Annotated in this window: 17 protein-coding genes, 1 pseudogene and 1 riboswitch; of the genes and pseudogenes, 7 read left to right on the forward strand and 11 right to left on the reverse strand. The window is 51.8% G+C overall.

Annotated elements, in window-relative coordinates:
* Nucleotides 1-84 precede the first annotated feature (84 nt).
* The gene (gene sodA / locus FHW71_RS20295) at nt 85-702 is read left to right on the forward strand and encodes a superoxide dismutase [Mn] (RefSeq protein WP_061719316.1); all 618 of its coding nucleotides are present in this window, start codon (nt 85-87) and stop codon (nt 700-702) included.
* A 188-nt stretch (nt 703-890) separates the two neighbouring features.
* The gene (locus tag FHW71_RS20300; protein ID WP_179452867.1) at nt 891-1,853 is read left to right on the forward strand and encodes a VirK/YbjX family protein; all 963 of its coding nucleotides are present in this window, start codon (nt 891-893) and stop codon (nt 1,851-1,853) included.
* A 7-nt stretch (nt 1,854-1,860) separates the two neighbouring features.
* Here FHW71_RS20300 and FHW71_RS20305 read toward each other — a convergent pair whose 3' ends face one another.
* The 11 genes and pseudogenes from FHW71_RS20305 to FHW71_RS20355 form a co-directional block, all read right to left on the reverse strand.
* Nucleotides 1,861-2,223 (reverse strand): YibL family ribosome-associated protein, encoded by a 363-nt coding sequence (locus FHW71_RS20305; protein ID WP_008104662.1) that lies wholly within the window; start codon nt 2,221-2,223, stop codon nt 1,861-1,863.
* A 104-nt stretch (nt 2,224-2,327) separates the two neighbouring features.
* A complete protein-coding gene (mtlR, locus tag FHW71_RS20310; protein WP_175501725.1) occupies nt 2,328-2,873 on the reverse strand; it encodes a mannitol operon repressor MtlR in 546 nt (181 codons plus the stop codon).
* A 60-nt stretch (nt 2,874-2,933) separates the two neighbouring features.
* Nucleotides 2,934-4,082 (reverse strand): mannitol-1-phosphate 5-dehydrogenase, encoded by a 1,149-nt coding sequence (mtlD, locus tag FHW71_RS20315; RefSeq protein ID WP_008104658.1) that lies wholly within the window; start codon nt 4,080-4,082, stop codon nt 2,934-2,936.
* 94 nt (nt 4,083-4,176) lie between these two features.
* Nucleotides 4,177-6,111, reverse strand: coding sequence for a PTS mannitol transporter subunit IICBA (locus FHW71_RS20320; RefSeq protein ID WP_008104656.1), 1,935 nt, complete (start codon nt 6,109-6,111; stop codon nt 4,177-4,179).
* A 457-nt stretch (nt 6,112-6,568) separates the two neighbouring features.
* The gene (locus FHW71_RS20325) at nt 6,569-7,282 is read right to left on the reverse strand and encodes a DUF3053 domain-containing protein (protein ID WP_179452866.1); all 714 of its coding nucleotides are present in this window, start codon (nt 7,280-7,282) and stop codon (nt 6,569-6,571) included.
* Between the two features lie 527 nt (nt 7,283-7,809).
* Entirely contained in the window at nt 7,810-9,408 is a 1,599-nt protein-coding gene (locus FHW71_RS20330; RefSeq protein ID WP_179452865.1) for a gamma-glutamyltransferase family protein, read from the reverse strand.
* A gap of 9 nt (nt 9,409-9,417) precedes the next feature.
* A pseudogene (locus FHW71_RS20335) lies at nt 9,418-9,516 on the reverse strand (ABC transporter permease); the annotation flags it as partial.
* Between the two features lie 209 nt (nt 9,517-9,725).
* Nucleotides 9,726-10,175, reverse strand: coding sequence for a hypothetical protein (locus FHW71_RS20340; protein ID WP_179452864.1), 450 nt, complete (start codon nt 10,173-10,175; stop codon nt 9,726-9,728).
* Between the two features lie 35 nt (nt 10,176-10,210).
* Nucleotides 10,211-10,894: a hypothetical protein gene (locus tag FHW71_RS20345; RefSeq protein ID WP_179452863.1), complete on the reverse strand. Its 684-nt coding sequence runs from the start codon at nt 10,892-10,894 to the stop codon at nt 10,211-10,213.
* A gap of 273 nt (nt 10,895-11,167) precedes the next feature.
* Nucleotides 11,168-11,617 carry a hypothetical protein gene (locus tag FHW71_RS20350; RefSeq protein ID WP_179452862.1) on the reverse strand — a complete coding sequence of 150 codons (450 nt, stop codon included), beginning with the start codon at nt 11,615-11,617 and terminating at the stop codon, nt 11,168-11,170.
* Nucleotides 11,618-11,619: 2 nt separating this feature from the next.
* On the reverse strand, nt 11,620-13,857 hold the full coding sequence (locus tag FHW71_RS20355) for a M23 family metallopeptidase (protein ID WP_179452861.1): 2,238 nt from the start codon (nt 13,855-13,857) through the stop codon (nt 11,620-11,622).
* 312 nt (nt 13,858-14,169) lie between these two features.
* Nucleotides 14,170-14,264: riboswitch (guanidine-I (ykkC/yxkD leader) on the forward strand.
* A 63-nt stretch (nt 14,265-14,327) separates the two neighbouring features.
* On the opposite strand from FHW71_RS20355, the gene FHW71_RS20365 reads away from it, so the two are divergent.
* From FHW71_RS20365 to FHW71_RS20385, 5 genes are read left to right on the forward strand one after another with little or no spacing between them, the layout of a single operon-like run.
* Complete coding sequence (locus FHW71_RS20365) at nt 14,328-15,386, forward strand: putative urea ABC transporter substrate-binding protein (protein WP_179452859.1); 1,059 nt, start codon at nt 14,328-14,330, stop codon at nt 15,384-15,386.
* Between the two features lie 14 nt (nt 15,387-15,400).
* A complete protein-coding gene (locus tag FHW71_RS20370; protein ID WP_008104638.1) occupies nt 15,401-16,213 on the forward strand; it encodes an ABC transporter permease subunit in 813 nt (270 codons plus the stop codon).
* A 10-nt stretch (nt 16,214-16,223) separates the two neighbouring features.
* Nucleotides 16,224-16,970, forward strand: coding sequence for an ABC transporter ATP-binding protein (locus FHW71_RS20375; RefSeq protein WP_154156897.1), 747 nt, complete (start codon nt 16,224-16,226; stop codon nt 16,968-16,970).
* 11 nt (nt 16,971-16,981) lie between these two features.
* Nucleotides 16,982-17,689 carry an urea amidolyase associated protein UAAP1 gene (locus tag FHW71_RS20380; protein WP_179452858.1) on the forward strand — a complete coding sequence of 236 codons (708 nt, stop codon included), beginning with the start codon at nt 16,982-16,984 and terminating at the stop codon, nt 17,687-17,689.
* The gene (locus FHW71_RS20385; RefSeq protein WP_179452857.1) at nt 17,689-18,324 is read left to right on the forward strand and encodes an urea amidolyase associated protein UAAP2; all 636 of its coding nucleotides are present in this window, start codon (nt 17,689-17,691) and stop codon (nt 18,322-18,324) included. Before FHW71_RS20380 ends, FHW71_RS20385 begins: the two co-directional genes overlap by 1 nt.
* The last annotated feature ends 72 nt before the right edge of the window (nt 18,325-18,396 follow it).

Here is an 18,396-nt window from a genome sequence, read left to right on the forward strand (position 1 = left end):
TGTTTTTAACTATAATGATCCGACTGCTTACGCGGCACGCCCAGTGAGGTGGTGCTGCAAAACACTAAAATGGAGAGGAAGAACATGAGTTATTCACTGCCATCCCTGCCGTATGCGTACGACGCACTGGAACCGCACTTCGACAAGCAGACGATGGAAATCCATCACTCTAAACACCACCAGGCCTACGTTAACAACGCTAACGCTGCGCTGGAAGGTACCGAATTCGCTAACCTGCCGGTAGAAGAACTGATCGCTAAACTGGATCAGCTCCCAGCAGACAAAAAAGGTCCACTGCGTAATAACGCAGGCGGCCACGCTAACCACAGCTTCTTCTGGAAAGGTCTGAAACTGGGCACCTCGCTGCAGGGCGACCTGAAAGCCGCCATCGAAAAAGATTTCGGTAGCGTTGAAGCTTTCCAGGCTGAGTTTGAGAAAGCCGCTACCACTCGCTTCGGTTCAGGCTGGGCGTGGCTGGTGAAAAAAGGCGACAAACTGGCTGTGGTTTCAACCGCAAACCAGGACAGCCCACTGATGGGTGAAGCGGTCGCTGGCGTTTCAGGCACTCCGATCATCGGTCTGGACGTTTGGGAACACGCTTACTACCTGAAGTATCAGAACAAACGTCCTGATTACATCAAAGCATTCTGGAACGTTGTGAACTGGGACGAAGCTGCAGCGCGTTTCGCTGCTGCTAAGTAAGTTCGGGCTATAGCTGCAACATGAAACCGGTGATGATTTCGCCGGTTTTTTTTCGTCTTTTTTAAACCCTTTCTAAACGACCTGAATATTCACGCGTACGATTATTGCGCGGCGAAAGCTTATTAACCTGCCGTTGATAATTTGGGGCATATAGTAGCGACAATTTGTCTCGCTAAGCCTAAATAATCATGTCTACTATCACAACTTCTGTGACGAATAATGATTCGTCAGCGCCGCTGTTTTTGCCATTAATAAGCGGAAAGTTCAGGCCGAATAAATTATGGAATAGCGGAAGTTTTCGCGCGAAATTTGCCTTAAGGTCGCTAGTGTTTCCTGTGACGACCTTTAATTATCTGCACCAGTTAGCGAAATTGTCTGCGCTGCCGCAGCTGTTGACCATGCAGGGTTTGCTGCCGGCAAAGCCACATCGTCCTTATCTGCGTGCGGGATTCAGCGTGGCGCAGCGTGCGCAGGCGATCATCGATCACTATACGTTGATGGAGCAGATAGAGAATGCGGCACTGCGCCAGCTGTTGCAGAGTCCGGGCGATAATCTGCTGGCCACGTTGAGCGGCAAAAATGACGAGGCATTTGTGATTCACTGCTGTCCGGGGCGCTTTGACCGCGAAGGTGAAATTACCCTGGAACTGCGTTATGAATCGCAATTAATTGCTTCGCTCTCTTTCTCAATTATTCGCGAACAGAACATGCGCACCTTATTAATTGGTGGATTGCAGGGGCCGCGTAAACATATTTCCAACGACGTGATTCGCGATGCCACAAAAGCGGCACACGGCGTATTCCCGAAACGTTTGCTGATGGAAGCGGTATTTAATCTGGCGCAACAGTGTGGCGTTGAGGCGATCACTGCCGTTGGCGATACCACGCACGTGTTCCGTAGCCTGCGCTATCGTCACAGTAAAGGCGACAAGTTCTTTGCCAGCTACAGCGAGTTTTGGTTGTCGTTGGGTGGCGTGACGCGTGCTGATGAGCTGTTTGCGTTGCCGTTACGCGCGGAGCGTAAAGATCTGGAAGAGATTGCCAGCAAGAAGCGCGCCGAGTATCGCCGTCGCTATGCCTTGCTGGACAGTCTGAATGAACAAGTTCATCAGGCGGCTGGCATCCTACGCGACGTCTCACACGCCGCGTAAGTAAAGATTAGAACGGCTGCTTCGCGTAGCCGGTCATCACTTTCAGTCCCATCTCACGTCCGAGCGCGGTCATTGGGTGTACCACCACCAGGCCGCGCACGCTTTTCTTGAATGCGCCCATGTTGGCCTGTTCTTTCTTAGTGATTTCGCGGCTAAAGCCCAGCTTCTGCAACTGTTGCGCTTCTTTACTCAGCTTCTCGGTGCGCACGCTGCGCAGGCGCTCAATTTCCAGCTCCAGCTTCTCTTTTTCACGCAGCAGTTCACCGAGCTTTTCGGCATCGCCAGAGGCTAACAGCGGGGCTTCTTTGCGGTTGAGCGCATCGAGCTGATCGCTCAGCAGTTTAATCTCGGCTTTTTCTTGTTCTTTCATTGGGGGAAAACTCGTTAAGGAAAACAGGCAAAGGATACACAAATCTACGCAGTTTTGCAGCGTGGCGCGTATTCATGCTCGCCTGGTCGCCATGAATGGCGACCCTACAACGCCGGCTTTTTAAACACCTGCTTGTGCGAAATGCGTGAAATAAGTTCGGTGAGCGACAGCACCATGGTTGAACGCACCATCTGCAGATAGCGCTGCTGCTGCATTGAGCGCAGTTGCTCGTCGTCGCGGTTGAAATCTGGCTGTGGCGGCCAGGCGACCACGCAGTGCAATTCACCAAACGGGCCGAGGATCTCATCATCGGTAAAACGATAATCGCTGATGTCGTGATTCAACTCCTCACGCAGCGCAAGCAGCAGTTCGCAATCTTCGTACTCATGCCGGTTGATCACGCCCAGGCCGTAAATCAGCTTGAGGCGAACCGAGAGTTCGCCCAGCGGACCATTACCCAGCAGCAGCGGTTCTACTGCGTATTTGACCGCGTAATCGTCCTTGCGAAACACTTGCAGCACCAGCAGGTTAACTGCTTCGGTCAGCAGCTCAACGGCGGCGATCAGGAAGCTTCTCACCGAACGACCGGCGTTCAGGCGCTCAAGCACCCGGTTTTCAAAAGCCTGCTTCTCTTCCATCATTGCCTGCATCGTTCAGCTACCGCCAGCGGGCACGCAAGCGCGCCCGAGTTAACCACTAAAGGGCGCGCATTATGCCATAGCGTTGTAAGCGCTCACCACTGAGGTGACCACTTCGCTGTTGGCATCCAGGCCAGAAATTTCCGCCAGCGTGGCTTGCGGGCCTTTTTCTGCCAGCAGGGCAACTAGTTCCTGCGCCTGCGGATCGGCTTCGCTGCGATAATGCATGGCAGCAGCAATGCCCTGCACCAGATTGGTGTGCGGCAGGTTGTATTCAATGGTGCCCAGCGTTGGCTTGATCAGGCGATCGCCCGCGCTCAGTTTACGCAGCGGCTGACGACCTACGCGCTCAACGTCATCTTTCAGGTACGGATTTTCGAAGCGGGTGAGGATTTTCTGGATGTAAGCAGCATGCTTATCGGCCTCAAAGCCATAACGCTTGATCAGCACTGCGCCGCTTTCCTGCATCGCACCTTGCACCACCGCACGCACTTTCTCGTCGAGAATCGCGTCACGAATGGTGGCGTGACCGGCCAACTGGCCGAGATACGCGGTAATGGCGTGGCCGGTATTGAGGGTGAACAGCTTGCGCTCAACGAAGGCCATCAGGTTGTCGGTCAATTCCATGCCAGGAATGTTTGGCAATTCACCTTTGAACTGAGTTTTATCAACAATCCACTCGCTGAAGGTTTCCACGGTGACTTCCAGCGGATCGGTGGTGCCAGCTTCGGACGGCGGCACAATGCGATCTACTGCGGAATCAACGAAGCCAACATGCGCTTCAACCCACGCGTGATACTGCTCTGGCAGCGCTTTCAGCACGTGCTGTTTCAGCTGGCTGGTGCCGCGCACCATGTTTTCACAGGCGATGATGTTGAGTGGACGGACGTTACCGCTGTCGCTGCGTTTAGCCAGACCTTTCGCAACGCCACCGGCGATTCGCTCCAGAATCTGCGGGCCAACCGCCGTGGTCACGATATCAACCTCAGCAATCAGCGCAACGATGTCATCGCTGGTGCTGTTGACGGCGCTGACGCCTGTTACGATTTCGACTTTTGCCTGCTCGCCAACCACATGAACCGGATACTCATGACGGGCGTTAAGGGCATCAAGTACCACCTGATTGACGTCAGCAAACACCAGTTCGATGCCGGCATCCGCCAGTAACTTACCGATAAAACCGCGACCAATGTTACCTGCTCCAAAATGTAACGCTTTCATAAATTTGACCCATATCAAATGACGAAAGGGCGGGCAAGTCCGCCCCGGAAATGTGGGACGGGCTTACCCGCCCCAGGGAAGGTAAAACGTGGTATTACGCTTTGACGGTGTTGCCTGAGAGCAGGTCCAACACGTCCTGCACGCTGGTGGTATTCGCCAGCTTCTCAATCACGCTGTCATCATCCAGCGCGTTGGTCAGGCTGGTAATCACCTGAATGTGCTCGTTATTGCGAGCGGCGATACCAATCACCAAACGCGCCACGTCTTCTGGCTCATCACCAAACTGCACGCCTGCCGGATACTGACAGAACACCACGCCGGTTTTCAGCACGCGGTCTTTCGCTTCTACGGTACCGTGTGGCACAGCAATGGATTCACCGAGGTAAGTTGGCGTCAGCTTTTCACGTTCCAGCATCGCCTCAACATATTCCGGCTGCACGTAGCCGCCTTTCACCAGCTGCTCACCCGCAAAGCGAATCGCCTGCTCTTTATGGGTGGCGCTCAGGCCGAGGAACACGTTGTCTGCACCCAGTTTGAACAGGTGCGCGTTGCCTTCGTCGTAGCTGTCAGCCAGCGTGGTCTGCACGGTTTCGCGACGCGCTTCACTGCGGTTAGCGGCAACCAAGCGTTCGGTCAGGTTGCTGTACAGCGCGCTATCGAGGAAGTTGTTCAGCGAAATGTGCTGCGCTTGCGGTGCCTGACGCATCGCACGTTCGGTCAGATCGCGGTGGGTAATCACCAAATCGACGTCGCCCGGCAGCGAGTTAATCGCCGTGTTGGTGACGGAGATATTGCTCAGACCCGCGTCCTGCACTTTCTTACGCAGCACGCCTGCACCCATCGCACTTGAACCCATACCGGCGTCACAGGCTACGATGATTTTGCGTACGTGGTTCAGGTCAACGCTCATCGCGTCGCCAGCAACCGGTGAACCGGCAACGGCCTGACCTTTCGACTGCGCTTTCATATCCTGCATGCGCTGTGTCGCCGCTTCGATATCGTCATCTTCTTTCACTTTGCTGGTTTTCAGCAGAATTGAAGAGACCACGAAGGAGACCGCAAATGCAGCGATGATGGCCGCGATGTTCGCGAAGTAAGCGCCTTTTGGCGTCATCGCCAGCACGGCCAGGATGGAACCTGGAGAAGCCGGAGAAACCAGGCCGCCGTTCAGCAGCGTCAAGGTGAACACGCCAGTCATACCGCCAAGGATAACTGCCAGCAACAGACGCGGCGCCATCAGCACGTATGGGAAGTAAATTTCGTGGATACCACCCAGGAAGTGGATGATCGCTGCACCGCCTGCAGATTGTTTAGCGCTACCGCGACCAAACATCATGTAGGCAACCAGCACGCCCATACCCGGACCTGGGTTAGCTTCAATCAGGAAGAAGATTGATTTGCCTGCCTCGCTCGCCTGCTGGATACCCAGCGGAGAGAAGATACCGTGGTTAATGGCGTTATTGAGGAACAGGATTTTCGCCGGTTCAACAAAGATCGACGTCAGTGGCAGCAGGTTGTTCTGCACCATCAGATTCACGCCAGCGGCGAGAATGTGTGACAGGCCTTCAACCAGTGGACCGATTGCCAGGAACGCTAACAGCGCCAGCAGCATACCGATGATACCGGCCGAGAAGTTGTTAACCAGCATCTCGAAGCCGCTTTTGATCTTGCCATCAACGGCGCGGTCAAAGGACTTGATCGCCCAGCCGCCCAGCGGACCGGCAATCATGGAGCCGAGGAACATCGGCATATCGGCACCGACGATCACGCCCATGGTGGTAATTGCACCCACCACGCCACCGCGATCGCCGCCAACCAGACGTCCACCGGTGAAACCAATCAGCAGCGGCAGCAGGTAGGTGATCATTGGGCCGACGAGTTTCGCCAGCGTTTCGTTTGGAATCCATCCGGTTGGGATGAACAGCGCAGTGATGATACCCCATGCGATAAACGCACCGATGTTAGGCATCACCATATTACTCAGAAAGCGACCAAAGCTCTGAACCTTGACCTTTACTGATGAGGACATAAACCCACCCCTTATTGAGACGCGCTGCAATAAGAGAGCGCGTTTGTTTTTGTTTGAACGTTACGGCGGGGGCCGTGGCATTACTGTATGCACGCGGACTCTAGCACTAGTTTATTACGCTGCGTAGAGCAGCACCTAAGTGTGATGCAGATCACGCTAAGTTGGGGTGGTTGGGGTGCAATAAGGTGATGCCGATCACAAAAAGACGCTGTAAGAAAGCAACGATGCCGAAAAATTAAGCAAAACAAGATGATGAATGTGACTTAAGTCACCTTTTGCGCTGGGTGCTTTGTTGTGTAAATGTGATCAATGTCACAAACTATTTTTGGTCGAAAATGCGCCAGATCACAATATGCTGCAGCAGAAAAGTGAGCTGTAAGGAAGTGACGAAATTCTGAAAAGAGATAATAGACTTGTAGGGTCGCCATTGATGGCGACCACTAAAATATATCGGCTGTTATAACCCGCCTTGCACCGCATTTTGCGCTTGCGTCAGCGCCTGCGCATTGCTGGAGAGATTGCTCATCAGCGTGTTGTATTGCGTTGCCTGATCCTGGGTTGGGAACTGCACGCCGCCGTCGTTGAAGGTTACGCGTGTGCCTTGCGATTGCAGATAGTCGCCGGTTTGCACCGCCGCCTGGCTCAGCGCCTGCAGCTGTGGCAGCAACGGAATCAGCGTGCTGGCTGGCTGCGTTACCACTTTGATAAACGCGGCGTCGTAGACTTTCTTCAGATCATCCGGCTGTTTCAGCGTGGCTTTGCTGCTTTCCGCCTGCATTTTGGCGCTCTGAATCTGCTGGGTCAGCACGCTCAGATTACCGCTGGCCTGGCGCAGGCTATCGCGGCGCGTCAGGTAATCCTGCGGTACACGAATCGCCGCTAACTCATCAACCACCGGACGCATACCTTGCTCAATCGCCTGATTGGTCTGCTGCGAGAAACCATAAAGGATGGCGTAATCGCTGGCGTAGTTACCGAAGGTCTGCTTCTGGTTTTCACTCAGGCTTGGCAGATGCTCGCCGCTGCGCATCACTGTGTTCTGAAGGAAGTCACTGAAAGCTTTACGCTGATCGCCCTCTTTGTCGCCACAGGCCGTAAGTTGCAGCACGACCAAGGCACTGACCATCAGCATGCCGGTACGCATCCAGATGCGGGAAATTCCTGACGCCATGATTAACTCCTGTTATGGCAAATTCGATTCGATGGGAATGGTCCTAAAGGATAGTGCAATGGCCTGGCGGGTACAACGGGCGGCGTTTGCCTGGTGCGCATAAATGCGCACCCGACAAGGAAATGGCGGATTTGTAGGGTCACCATTTATGGTGTAATGCCGATCAGCTAAGCACAAAGCGACTTTCGTTCGCCTCTTGCAGAGGCAGTTGCAGCACCTTGGTGCGGCGACCGAGCAGAGGACGCCTGGCCGCGCCCTCTGCACTCCCGGGCCTTGCGCCAGCCCAACCCGCCGCTGCGCGGTACCTTCACTCATTCACGATTCCTGACGGACCGGTGTCGATTCGCTCCTGCTCAGCGCCACCTCTCGCCGCATCCATGCGGCTCGCCCTGGAATCCCTCGTTCGCTCAGCGGGTTCGGATGTCGCCTCAACACCCGCGCTGCAGCAACAATACATTTTCCTGGCTCACAATCGCTGCAAATCCCGTAGGGTCACCATTTATGGTGACCTTTTTTAAAACAGCAAATCAGAACACCAGCGCCTGCCCATCCTTACGGCTTTCAGTGGCGGCGATATAGAAGCCTTGCGGATCGCGCACAATCGCCTGCGCACCGCCGAAGTTATAGCCGAGCAGCGGATCTTCCAGCGTAATTTGATGCCCCATCTCGCGCAGCTTTGCCAGCACGTTACGGTCGATGCCCGGCTCAACCACCACCGCACGCCCTTGCTCAACGCGCCAGCGTGGTGCATCAATCGCCGCCTGCGGGTTTTGCTTGTGCTGCATGATGCGCAGCGCCATCTGCAAATGACCTTGTGCCTGCATCGGGCCGCCCATCACGCCAAACGACATCAGCGGCTGGCCGTCACCGTCGAGGGCAAACGCCGGAATGATGGTGTGGAACGGACGCTTGCCGCCGGCCACCACATTGGGATGCTGTGGATCGAGTGAGAAACCGCAGCCACGGTTTTGCAGGCTGATGCCGGTGCCCGGCACCACCACGCCAGAACCGAAGCCCATGTAGTTTGACTGTATAAAGGAAACCATCACGCCGCTGGCATCGGCGGTGGAGAGATACACCGTGCCGCTCTGCTGCGGGGAACCAAAGGTAAAATCCCCGGCCCGATCAGGATTAATCAGCTGCGCGCGCTGTTTTAAATACTCATCGCTTAGCAGCAGTTCCGCCGGGAACTCGAGGTGATCGTAATCGCTGACGTAACGATCTAAATCGGCCAGCGCCAGCTTCATCGCTTCAATCGACAGATGCAGCCACGGCACCGAATCCGGTTCATAGCGGCCAATATCCCACTGTTCGAGAATGCCCAGCGAAATCAAGGTGGCGATGCCCTGACCGTTCGGCGGCAGTTCCTGCACCGATCCGCCCGCAAACGGGCGCGATAACAATTCCACCCAATCAGCGCGATGATTTTTCAGATCATCAAGGCTGAGCGCCGCGCCATGCTGCTGAGCAAACGCCACTATTTTTTCAGCCAGTTCGCCACGATAGAAGGCTTCACCACGCGTTTCGGCGATTTTTTGCAGCGTTTCGGCTTGCGCCGGATTGCGGAACAGTTCTCCAGCACGCGGCGGGCGACCCTCAGGTGCAAAGCACTCGACAAAACCAGGCTGATCTTTCAGCTTGTTGTAGGCGCGTTGCCATAGATGACCAATCAGCGGTGAAACCGGGAAACCGTCACGCGCGTATTCAATAGCCGGTTGCGCCAGCGTGGTAAGCGGCAGCGTGCCAAAGCGTTCGGCCAGCTCAACCCACGCCGAAACCGCGCCCGGCACGGTGACCGCTTCCCAGCCAATTTCCGGCATGGCATCGCGTCCGGCAAAGCGTTCCGGGTTCCATGCCGCAGGCGAGCGGCCCGAGGCATTCAAACCGTGCAGTTTTTTGCCATCCCAGATAATCGCAAAGGCATCACTGCCGAGGCCGTTGCCGCTGGGCTCCAGCACGGTTAACGCCATTGCACTGGCAATCGCCGCATCCACCGCATTGCCGCCCTGTTGCAGCATGCGCATTCCGGCCTGCGCCGCCAGCGGTTGTGAGGTAGCAACCGCGTTGCGTCCCATCATCGGTACGCGGTGTGAGGCATAGCTGACGTTAAAATCCAGTTCACTCATGATCGTTCCTTAGTGTGAGTCATCGCGTGGGTCGAGCGCGTCGCGCAAACCGTCGCCCAGCAGGTTGAAGCCCTGCACGGTGAGAAAAATAGCCAGGCCGGGGAAAATCCAGATAGCGAAACGGCCAGAGGCAAAATGTTATGATCTCCTAATGAGGATCAAGAAATGTATTTAACGCTATCACCAGATTTTAAACAGGAAAACTAACTAATGAGAAATGATCCTGCTGCGAACTTACATTTCATCTGTTTGCGAATTTTAATATCAATGCAATAAATCCATGCGATTGCATTTGGCAAACGAGATATATTGTTAATTCATTGCATAGAACCTAAGTATGCTGGGTCTGAACTGGTCAAGGAGCCATATTCACTGTTTGGTATACAATAAATATTTCTTAATATCCTTCCTTTGTAAATTACATTTAATAAAGTGGTTGAATTATGTCTTTCCGATATTTTATCAATAACTGAAATCAATTGATAACTATAGTTTCCATTTCTTATCTCTATAGAGCTGCTTAATCCACCACCATCAGGGTTTTCAAGGTCAAAGTTTACTTCCTTTCTGTCTTTTTTCACCACAATTTCAGGCTTTTCTTTTTTTTCAAACGTATATGTGATGTTTTTTTTGTCACTATAAAGTGCAATGTATTTATTGTTGTCTATAGAGTATTTGAAATTTAGTATATTTGCATAAGTACTAGTGCAAAATAATAGTGCTATAAAACTATATATATGGAAAGCACTTATTCTAATGCTTTTCATTTTCTATTTCCCTTTTCACTTGCTGCTATAATAATTCAATTTAACAGAGGGGTTATTTCAACGGTTTCAAGAGATTTTAGCACGTAATTGGTAAAATCAACCTCTTTCCCATCAAATAAGTATATCATTGACCCTGAGCCGCAAAACGCCTCGGTATTACTAAATAAACAGAAAGACAGTTTCTTCTTGATGTTACTTCTTTGTTCTTCCTTGGTTATATTATAGTCGATAATAGCATAGCCACTGGCATTGACAGATTCGATATTGTAAATATTAATGGCTTTTAATTCGTTAATATTCTTTACACCATAAAGTTTTTGTGAGGCTATTATATCGTGCGCACTCATTTTTTTTATTCTATTTTTCCATATCTTATCATTATTATCAAAGTAGATTTTTTCTGGAAGAAGCATTCCAGCAACATATCCGTTACTCTTAGCCTCTTTCTCAATGGAACAATACTGTAAAGTTATTCCCTGATATATTGGATTGTTAGTCTTGTTTTTTTGAGAGCGATAAATTTTTGGATTAAAATCTTTCAATGTAATATCTCCGCAGTCACTTCCCAGACTTGGTGAGTATCCTCTGTTAGCCGATAAATGTTTAACGATGTAAATATTCTCATTAAATTTATCTGGATTCGTTATTTCTGGCGTGATCGCACATAATGTAGTATTTGAGAAAAATAAAATCGTCATAAATACCAATGAGTTCTGCATTAATCTCTCCTTAATTGATTTGACCTAGTCAATCTAATAACTAGGCCTGCCAAAATATACTTCATGCACATGCCATGGATATTATTCTTAATCTTCGATCAAGACTCAAGAAATGCGCTTAAGCAAAGATCTGAATCAAAAGTAGTCAAAATATATAATAAGAGATGATTCCGCTGTTAACATTCATTGCATCCACTCAAAAAAGTTTAAGTTTTTTAAAATAACATTAAAATTCTATCCAAATGAATATAATAAGCGGGATTTATTCTTAATTCATTTTAGTGGCCCTAAGTATGCTGGGTCTGTACTAATCAGAGATCCATACTCACTGTTTGGAATGCAATAAATGGTTTTTAAAATTCGTCCTTTGCTAATTATGTTTAATAAAGTGGTTGAACCATGCTCTTCAGAAAGGTTATCAATTACTGAAATCAATTGATAATTATAGTCTCCGTTTTTTATCTCTATAGAGTTACTTAACCCACCACCATCAGGGTTTTCTAAGTCAAAGTTTACTTCCTTTCTGTCTTTTTTTATTATAATTTCAGGCTCTTCTTTTGCTTTTCCAAATGTATATGTTATGGTTTTTTCGTCACTATAAAGTGCAATATTTTTATTGTTATCAGTAGCACATTCGAAGTTTAGTGTGTTTGCATATGTATTAGTGCAAAATATGCATGTTAAAAAAATATTTGAAATAAAAAACTTATTTATCATTTCCATTGTTATCTTCTCAATTGTTCTGATTCGGGTTTTTCACACACGACATCTTGGACTTCGCTGGGGTATTTTTGTTCTGTCAGTACATATATGGCACTGCCATAGACACAGCAACGTGCATCAAAACCGTTTAAAGCTTGTGAATAAATTGTATTTATTCTATTTGGCAAATTTACTGCGGCACTGGCTTTCCAGAATGCTGGACTACGATAGTATATTTTTGTTCCGGCGTTGGTTCTTACGCTGCATCGTTCAAGATTATGAATAGCATCAGAATAGAAGGCCATTTTTCTCGAAATCCAGTAAAAGCCAGCGCTTTCGGCTGATTCATAATGTTCCTCACCGATATTGTCACGCCACGCTATGATGTTGGCAGTTAGATTATTCTCAGTGTCAGATAGATGGTTGTTAGAATACCTTTGATCACGCGACCCATACAATCTGCTATATTCGGCTGTCAGGACATTCTTAATATTCTCAGGGTATTGATATCCTCTGAAAGTGAAGTAGCTGAAGTAATTCGCAGGGTTTGTCAGCTGAAGAAGTCCACGCCCATACCATGGATAATACCAGATATTGTAGCTACGTATTATCCGTCGAGTTCCTGGTTCCCGTTCAGTATATCTGTATCCCTCTTTCATCGTTCTCAGCCAACCAGTTTCCTGAATAGCATTTCCTAAAAAGCAGGCTATACGAAGCGGCGTTGTGATCAGGTGCTTCTGCATCATTTTGTTCAAAATTGTACGAATACTTCCCGCTGTGCTCTGCTCATCATCCTGATAATTAATTGGCTCCCATCGAATCATGTTTAATACGTTCTTAGGGATAAGTTGCTTAAGCTCTCGCTTGCTTAACCAGCAGCATTTGCGAAAATGACTTATGAAACCCACAGGATGGAAATGCCAAAGCCTACCTGAACCGAGTGCACCGATATCAAAGCATAGCGCTGAAGCATGGTCTTTAATTCTGTTGTAATCATCTTCTGATAGAGCTGGTTCCTCATCACTACCTGCTTTCAGCCAGGAAAAACGCAGGTCAAAGGTTGCTGAATTCCATTCCAGCGGGAAGTGGCAAATCAGCTTACTGCGCAGATTGCTGAAACTTTCATTGTTCCGTAATTCTGTAATCAGGGGAGAATTACATTGGCTATTACTGTCCGCATCATCGTCAATCATTTGCCATCCCGTCCAGTGAGGGAAATCAGCATCACTGAATTTTTTTATTTCAGATGCAGCTAGATTTACTACACCCACTCCGCCGGGGTAGTTTATGGTTCGCCACAGTGGTGCATTGGAAGGTGTAAGAGTTTCATTGTCAGTATTAATGATACGGCCAAAGCGAAGTAGCTCAAATCCGGCAGATGGACTTTGTGGATACAGGCGCACAGATGTATTGTACAAATTATACTCATACTTTAATTCCATGCCTGGGGAATTATCGTTTGGATGAGCATCAGTATTTACCAACGGATCGCCAACCTCATCGTAATTAGCAAAGCTAGTTACATTTTTTCTACGAGTAATCATCGAGCAGTCGCCTTTTACAAAGCTCATGCTGACGTAAAGCGGCTCAGTACTGGTATGAACACTGCTAAGACGGGTGGCATCCGGCGAATTGTGTTCGGGCATTCTTTCATAAAACACAGTGCCTGCAGGCAAATAAAAGTGGATATCACCGTATAGGGTATCTGTTCGGCCATCACTGGTTATATCCAACTCCGTTGCGGTACGCCCAGTTAACTTCAGCATATTTGTGTCATCACAAAATATCTGGAAGTGGAAGGCGTTGGTATTATCTACCATGCCGGATTGACCTAATGGATCTTTACGCCAGACTTTGGCTCCAGTCGTAATCGCCGGGTCCAGTCTGTCCCTCAAGTGCATATAGAGGGAGTAATACACAATATTGCAATCTTCGCCAATTTCCGTCTCATGCTTCAGCAACACATAGCCGTCATCGGTTCTGCCATCGTAATTAAGCGGAAAGGCATCGCGCTTCTCAATAGTTGAAGGCTGACGGAACGAGACCACGACTCCATCTGCAATCGCACGAACATATTCAATTCGCTCATGGTGTTCATTATCGATTCGGTCAGTGTGAATAATGTGAATTCCCCCATGCCATGATGCACTGGCATTAATAGGGAAATTCCGGCGGGCATCAATGGGCATCATGCTTTCAACCCATGCTGCGTCACTGGTTTCAGCGTTTCTTACACGAATAAATGGCGGGCTAATAATCATACTAACTCCTTGTATGTATAGCGCTTAAAAACCCTGCTTTGTATAGGTCTAATCGGTTTTTATCTTAATGTAAGCGAATAAAGGAAAGCAAAAAAAGCGTAACGCGCTGTGATGCATCGCCAGAAAACTGCAAATTCTTCCGCTTCACAGTGGTGCGCGCACGCTGCTTATCTGTGCAATGCCAGCCATGCGGCAACGCGCGATTAGTTAATAATTGATGTTTTTCAGCTGGATATAACCTTGGCATCCATTTTGTATGTGTATACGCAGATGCAGGAGCGATAGCGGGCAACCGACGTCGCCAGACAATTTGCAATGGGTCACTAGGGTTCCGGTCGAAAGATGCTGGTCCGAGAGTGACCGACCGTCCTCTGACGGTTACACGGCGGGAAAAAAGCCCGGGAGGAAAGCGAGAACGTTGCTCGCCGCCTCCTGCTTTTTTTTCGCCCGTTAACGTCAGAGGAACCATCATGATCAAAGCCTGCCTTCGTCTGCTGTTGCTTTGCACCATCACGCTGTTCAGCGTCAATACGCTGGCCGCCGACAAACCCTCCTTCAAGATTTGCTGGTCGATCTACGCGGGCTGGATGCCGTGGGATTACGCGCAGCAGAGCGGCATCGTCAAAAAATGGGCCGACAAATACGGCATCGACATCCAGTTTGTGCAGGTTAACGACTACATCGAGTCGGTGAACCAATACACCGCCGGTGGTTTTGCTGGTTGCACCATGACCAACATGGATGCGCTGACCATTCCGGCCACCGGCGGTGTGGATAGCACGGCGCTGATCGTCGGCGATTACTCCAACGGTAACGACGGCATTTTGCTGAAAGGCGCGGGCAACCTCTCGGCGCTGAAAGGCAAGCCGATCAATCTGGTCGAACTCTCGGTTTCGCATTATCTGCTGGCGCGGGCGCTGGAGAAATCCGGCATGAGCGAGAAAGACGTCAAAGTGGTGAACACCGCCGATGCCGATTTGGTGGCGGCGTTTGGTACCGCCGATGTCAACGCTATCGTGACCTGGAATCCGCTACTCGCCGAAGCGGAGAAGCAGCCGAACAGCCATCTGATTTTCTCTTCCGCACAAATTCCGGGAGAAATCCTTGATCTGCTGGTGGTCAACAGCGCCACGCTGCAGAAGTATCCGCAGCTCGGCAAAGCGCTAACCGGCGCATGGTATGAAACGCTGAAAACCATGTCCGGCCCAACCGACAGCGCCAAAGCGGCACGCACACAAATGGCGCAGGCTTCCGGCACCGATCTGGCGGGCTTTGATCAGCAGCTGGCCGCTACGCATCTGTTTAGCGATGCCAAAACCACCCTCGATTTCGTCCAAAGCCCACAGCTCAAAGCCACCATGCAGATGGTTGCCGAATTCTCGTTCAAGCACGGCTTGCTGGGCGAGGGCGCGCCGAGCACCGATGTGGTCGGCGTGGCAACGCCTGCGGGCAATTGGGGCGATGCGGGTAACCTCAAACTGCGCTTCACCGATGAGTACACCAAAATGGCCGCCGCCGGGCAGCTGTAAGCGAGGCGATGCCGATGCGTAAGTTGATCAATTACCAACCGCTGCCGCTGGGGCGCTTGCTGCTGGGCATTCTGCCGCTGCTGGCGCTGCTGCTGGTGTATCTGTTCGCGTCGGATGCGCGTCTCAGCCTGAATGCGGCAGACAAGCTGTTGCCGGGCTTTAACGCCATGGGCGATGCCATCAGCCGCATGGCGTTTCAGCCCAGCCCGCGCACCGGTGAATATCTGCTGTGGAGCGATACCGCCGCCAGTCTGCTGCGTTTGCTGTGTGGCGTAGCGATCAGCGCGCTATTGGCGCTGGCGCTGGGTCTGTTCACCGGCGCGCTGCCGGTGGTGCGGGCGGTGCTGGCGCCGCTGGTGACGCTGTTTGCGCTGGTGCCGCCGCTGGCGATTCTGCCGATTCTGTTTATCTGTTTTGGCCTCGGCGAAGTGTCGAAAGTGGTGCTGATTGTCATTGGCATCACGCCGTTGATTACGCGGGATTTGCAGCTGCAGGTGCAGAAAATCCCGCGCGAGCAGCTGGTGAAAGCGCAGACGCTCGGCGCGCACAGCGCCCAGATTTTATGGCGCGTGATCCTGCCGCAGCTAATGCCGCGCCTGTTGGATGCGGTGCGGCTGTCGCTGGCGTCGGCGTGGCTGTTTCTGATTGCCGCCGAAGCCATCGCCGCCACGGAAGGTTTGGGTTATCGCATCTTCCTGATGCGACGTTATCTGGCAATGGATGTGATTCTGCCGTACGTGGCGTGGATCGCGCTGCTGGCCTTCCTGCTCGACCTGTTGCTGCGGCTGATTAGCCGTCGCTGCTGGCCGTGGTATCACGCGAAATAAGGGGCGAGCGATGCCGTTACTGCAACTGAAAAATCTTGAGAAACATTACGGTCAGCAAGTGGTGCTGGAACGTCTCAATATCGAGGTCGAAGAGGGCGAGTTTGTGGCGATTGTCGGTGCGTCCGGCTGCGGCAAAACCACCTTCCTGAATATGCTGCTCGGCACTGAAGCGCCCAGCAAAGGCCAGCTGTTACTGGATGGTGAACCGATCCCCGACGAACCGGATGCGCATCGCGGCGTGGTGTTTCAGCGCTATTCGGTGTTCCCGCATTTGACGGTGCTGGGCAACGTGATGCTGGGCGACGAGTTCAGCAGCGCGCGTTGGCTGGGCCGCGTGTGGGGAAAGAAGCGTCAGGCGATTCGCCAGCGTGCGCAGGCCATGCTGGCGCAGGTCGGGCTGGAACATGCACAGAATAAATATCCGCATCAGCTGTCGGGCGGCATGCAGCAGCGTCTGGCGCTGGCGCAGGCGTTGATGAAGCAGCCGCGCATTTTGCTGCTGGATGAACCTTTTGGCGCACTCGATCCCGGCATCCGCAGCGAGATGCACCAACTGATCACCCGCTTGTGGCAGCAGCATAACCTGACCATTTTCATGATCACCCACGATCTGAAAGAGGGATTTAGCCTCGCCTCGCGTCTGCTGGTGTTTGACAAGCTGCGCCACGATCCACACGCGCCTGAAGCCTGGGGCGCGACCATCACTTACGACCTGCCGCTGGATCGCACACAGCCATCCGAACCGCTGGTCGCCTAAAGGAGAAAACCATGAAGCCTTATCAAACCTTGTTGCCGAGCGGCGCGCACTGGTCACTGGTGATGCGTAGCGGTAGTGCGCTGACCCTCACCGATGTGGAAGGTGGTGCCAACGTCGGCCTGCTGTTTTACAACCCGGAAAACCTGCTGGAGCGCTACAACGCGCCCGACACTTTGAAGTGCCAGCACACTTTCCGCCTCACCGCCGGTCACTGTCTCTATTCAGATATGGGACGCATTTTCTGCGGCATCGAACACGACAGCTTCGGCTGGCATGAAAGCGTGTGCGGCACGCTGAATGCCGAACAAACCGCCGCGCGTTTTGGTGCCAGCACGTATCAGCAGGCGCGCAACCTGCGCCATCAAAACGGCTATGACAGCTTTCTCGTCGAGCTGGCGAAATATGGGCTCGGCCAGCGCGATATGGCGTCCTGCCTCAATCTGTTTGCGCAGGTGCGCGCTGACGATAGCGGCACTTTGCAGCTGGAACGTCAGGGCGTGGCGGGTGCCAGCGTGCGTTTACGTTTCGCGATGGACACGTTGGTGCTGCTGCACACTTGCCCGCATCCGCTGAGCGCATCGCAGGATTATCCGCGCCAGCCGGTGCAGATCGAACTGGATGCGCAGCACGCGCCATTGCCCGAAATCTGCCTGCAACGTGCTGAAAATCAACGCGGCTTGCGGAATAACGCGCTGTATCAACTGCAAGGAGAAATGTGATGATCACTGAAAGTCTGCTGAATCCAGCCGAAGCGCGCTTACAACAGCAAATTGATGCTGGCGATTACTGGCTGCAGCGTATCGAAGCGGGACAAACGCTACGCATCACCGATCTTGAAGGCAATCAGGCCGCCGATACGCTGTTTTTCAATGCTGATGACACTGCTGAGCGTTACAGCATGAGCGACACGCTGCGCGCGCAGAACAACGTGTTTCTGACGGCCGGCAGCGTACTGCGCTCCAACCGTGATCGCCCAATGTTGACCATTACCGCCGATACCTGCGGCCGTCACGACACGCTTGGCGGCGCCTGCTCGTGCGAGAGCAACACGGTGCGCTATGACCTGGAAAAGCGCCATATGCATTCGTGCCGCGATAGCTGGATGCTGGCGGTGGCGGAAAAGCCGGAGTTCGGCCTGACGCGCCGCGACATCACCCATAACATCAATTTTTTCATGAACGTGCCGGTGACGCATGACGGCGGATTAACCTTTGCCGACGGCATTTCAGCGCCGGGAAAATATGTCGAGATGGTGGCGCAGATCAACGTGCTGGTGCTGATCTCCAACTGCCCGCAGCTCAACAATCCCTGCAACGGTTACAACCCAACGCCGATTTTAGTCAGCGTGTGGTGATTCTCTGACGCAACGGGACGACCCGTTTTCTGCCGTCAATGCCACGCAGGACGACCTGCCGCAACGAGAGTA

It is taken from the genome of Enterobacter sp. Sphag1F (assembly GCF_014193275.1).
Classification (GTDB): domain Bacteria; phylum Pseudomonadota; class Gammaproteobacteria; order Enterobacterales; family Enterobacteriaceae; genus Pantoea; species Pantoea symbiotica.

Coding starts and splice junctions, on each gene's coding strand:
- sodA (WP_061719316.1), top strand. CDS start 85: ATGAGTTATTCACTGCCATCCCTGCCGTATGCGTACGACGCACTGGAA.
- FHW71_RS20300 (WP_179452867.1), top strand. CDS start 891: ATGTCTACTATCACAACTTCTGTGACGAATAATGATTCGTCAGCGCCG.
- FHW71_RS20305 (WP_008104662.1), bottom strand. CDS start 2,223: ATGAAAGAACAAGAAAAAGCCGAGATTAAACTGCTGAGCGATCAGCTC.
- mtlR (WP_175501725.1), bottom strand. CDS start 2,873: ATGCAGGCAATGATGGAAGAGAAGCAGGCTTTTGAAAACCGGGTGCTT.
- mtlD (WP_008104658.1), bottom strand. CDS start 4,082: ATGAAAGCGTTACATTTTGGAGCAGGTAACATTGGTCGCGGTTTTATC.
- FHW71_RS20320 (WP_008104656.1), bottom strand. CDS start 6,111: ATGTCCTCATCAGTAAAGGTCAAGGTTCAGAGCTTTGGTCGCTTTCTG.
- FHW71_RS20325 (WP_179452866.1), bottom strand. CDS start 7,282: ATGGCGTCAGGAATTTCCCGCATCTGGATGCGTACCGGCATGCTGATG.
- FHW71_RS20330 (WP_179452865.1), bottom strand. CDS start 9,408: ATGAGTGAACTGGATTTTAACGTCAGCTATGCCTCACACCGCGTACCG.
- FHW71_RS20340 (WP_179452864.1), bottom strand. CDS start 10,175: ATGAAAAGCATTAGAATAAGTGCTTTCCATATATATAGTTTTATAGCA.
- FHW71_RS20345 (WP_179452863.1), bottom strand. CDS start 10,894: ATGCAGAACTCATTGGTATTTATGACGATTTTATTTTTCTCAAATACT.
- FHW71_RS20350 (WP_179452862.1), bottom strand. CDS start 11,617: ATGGAAATGATAAATAAGTTTTTTATTTCAAATATTTTTTTAACATGC.
- FHW71_RS20355 (WP_179452861.1), bottom strand. CDS start 13,857: ATGATTATTAGCCCGCCATTTATTCGTGTAAGAAACGCTGAAACCAGT.
- FHW71_RS20365 (WP_179452859.1), top strand. CDS start 14,328: ATGATCAAAGCCTGCCTTCGTCTGCTGTTGCTTTGCACCATCACGCTG.
- FHW71_RS20370 (WP_008104638.1), top strand. CDS start 15,401: ATGCGTAAGTTGATCAATTACCAACCGCTGCCGCTGGGGCGCTTGCTG.
- FHW71_RS20375 (WP_154156897.1), top strand. CDS start 16,224: ATGCCGTTACTGCAACTGAAAAATCTTGAGAAACATTACGGTCAGCAA.
- FHW71_RS20380 (WP_179452858.1), top strand. CDS start 16,982: ATGAAGCCTTATCAAACCTTGTTGCCGAGCGGCGCGCACTGGTCACTG.
- FHW71_RS20385 (WP_179452857.1), top strand. CDS start 17,689: ATGATCACTGAAAGTCTGCTGAATCCAGCCGAAGCGCGCTTACAACAG.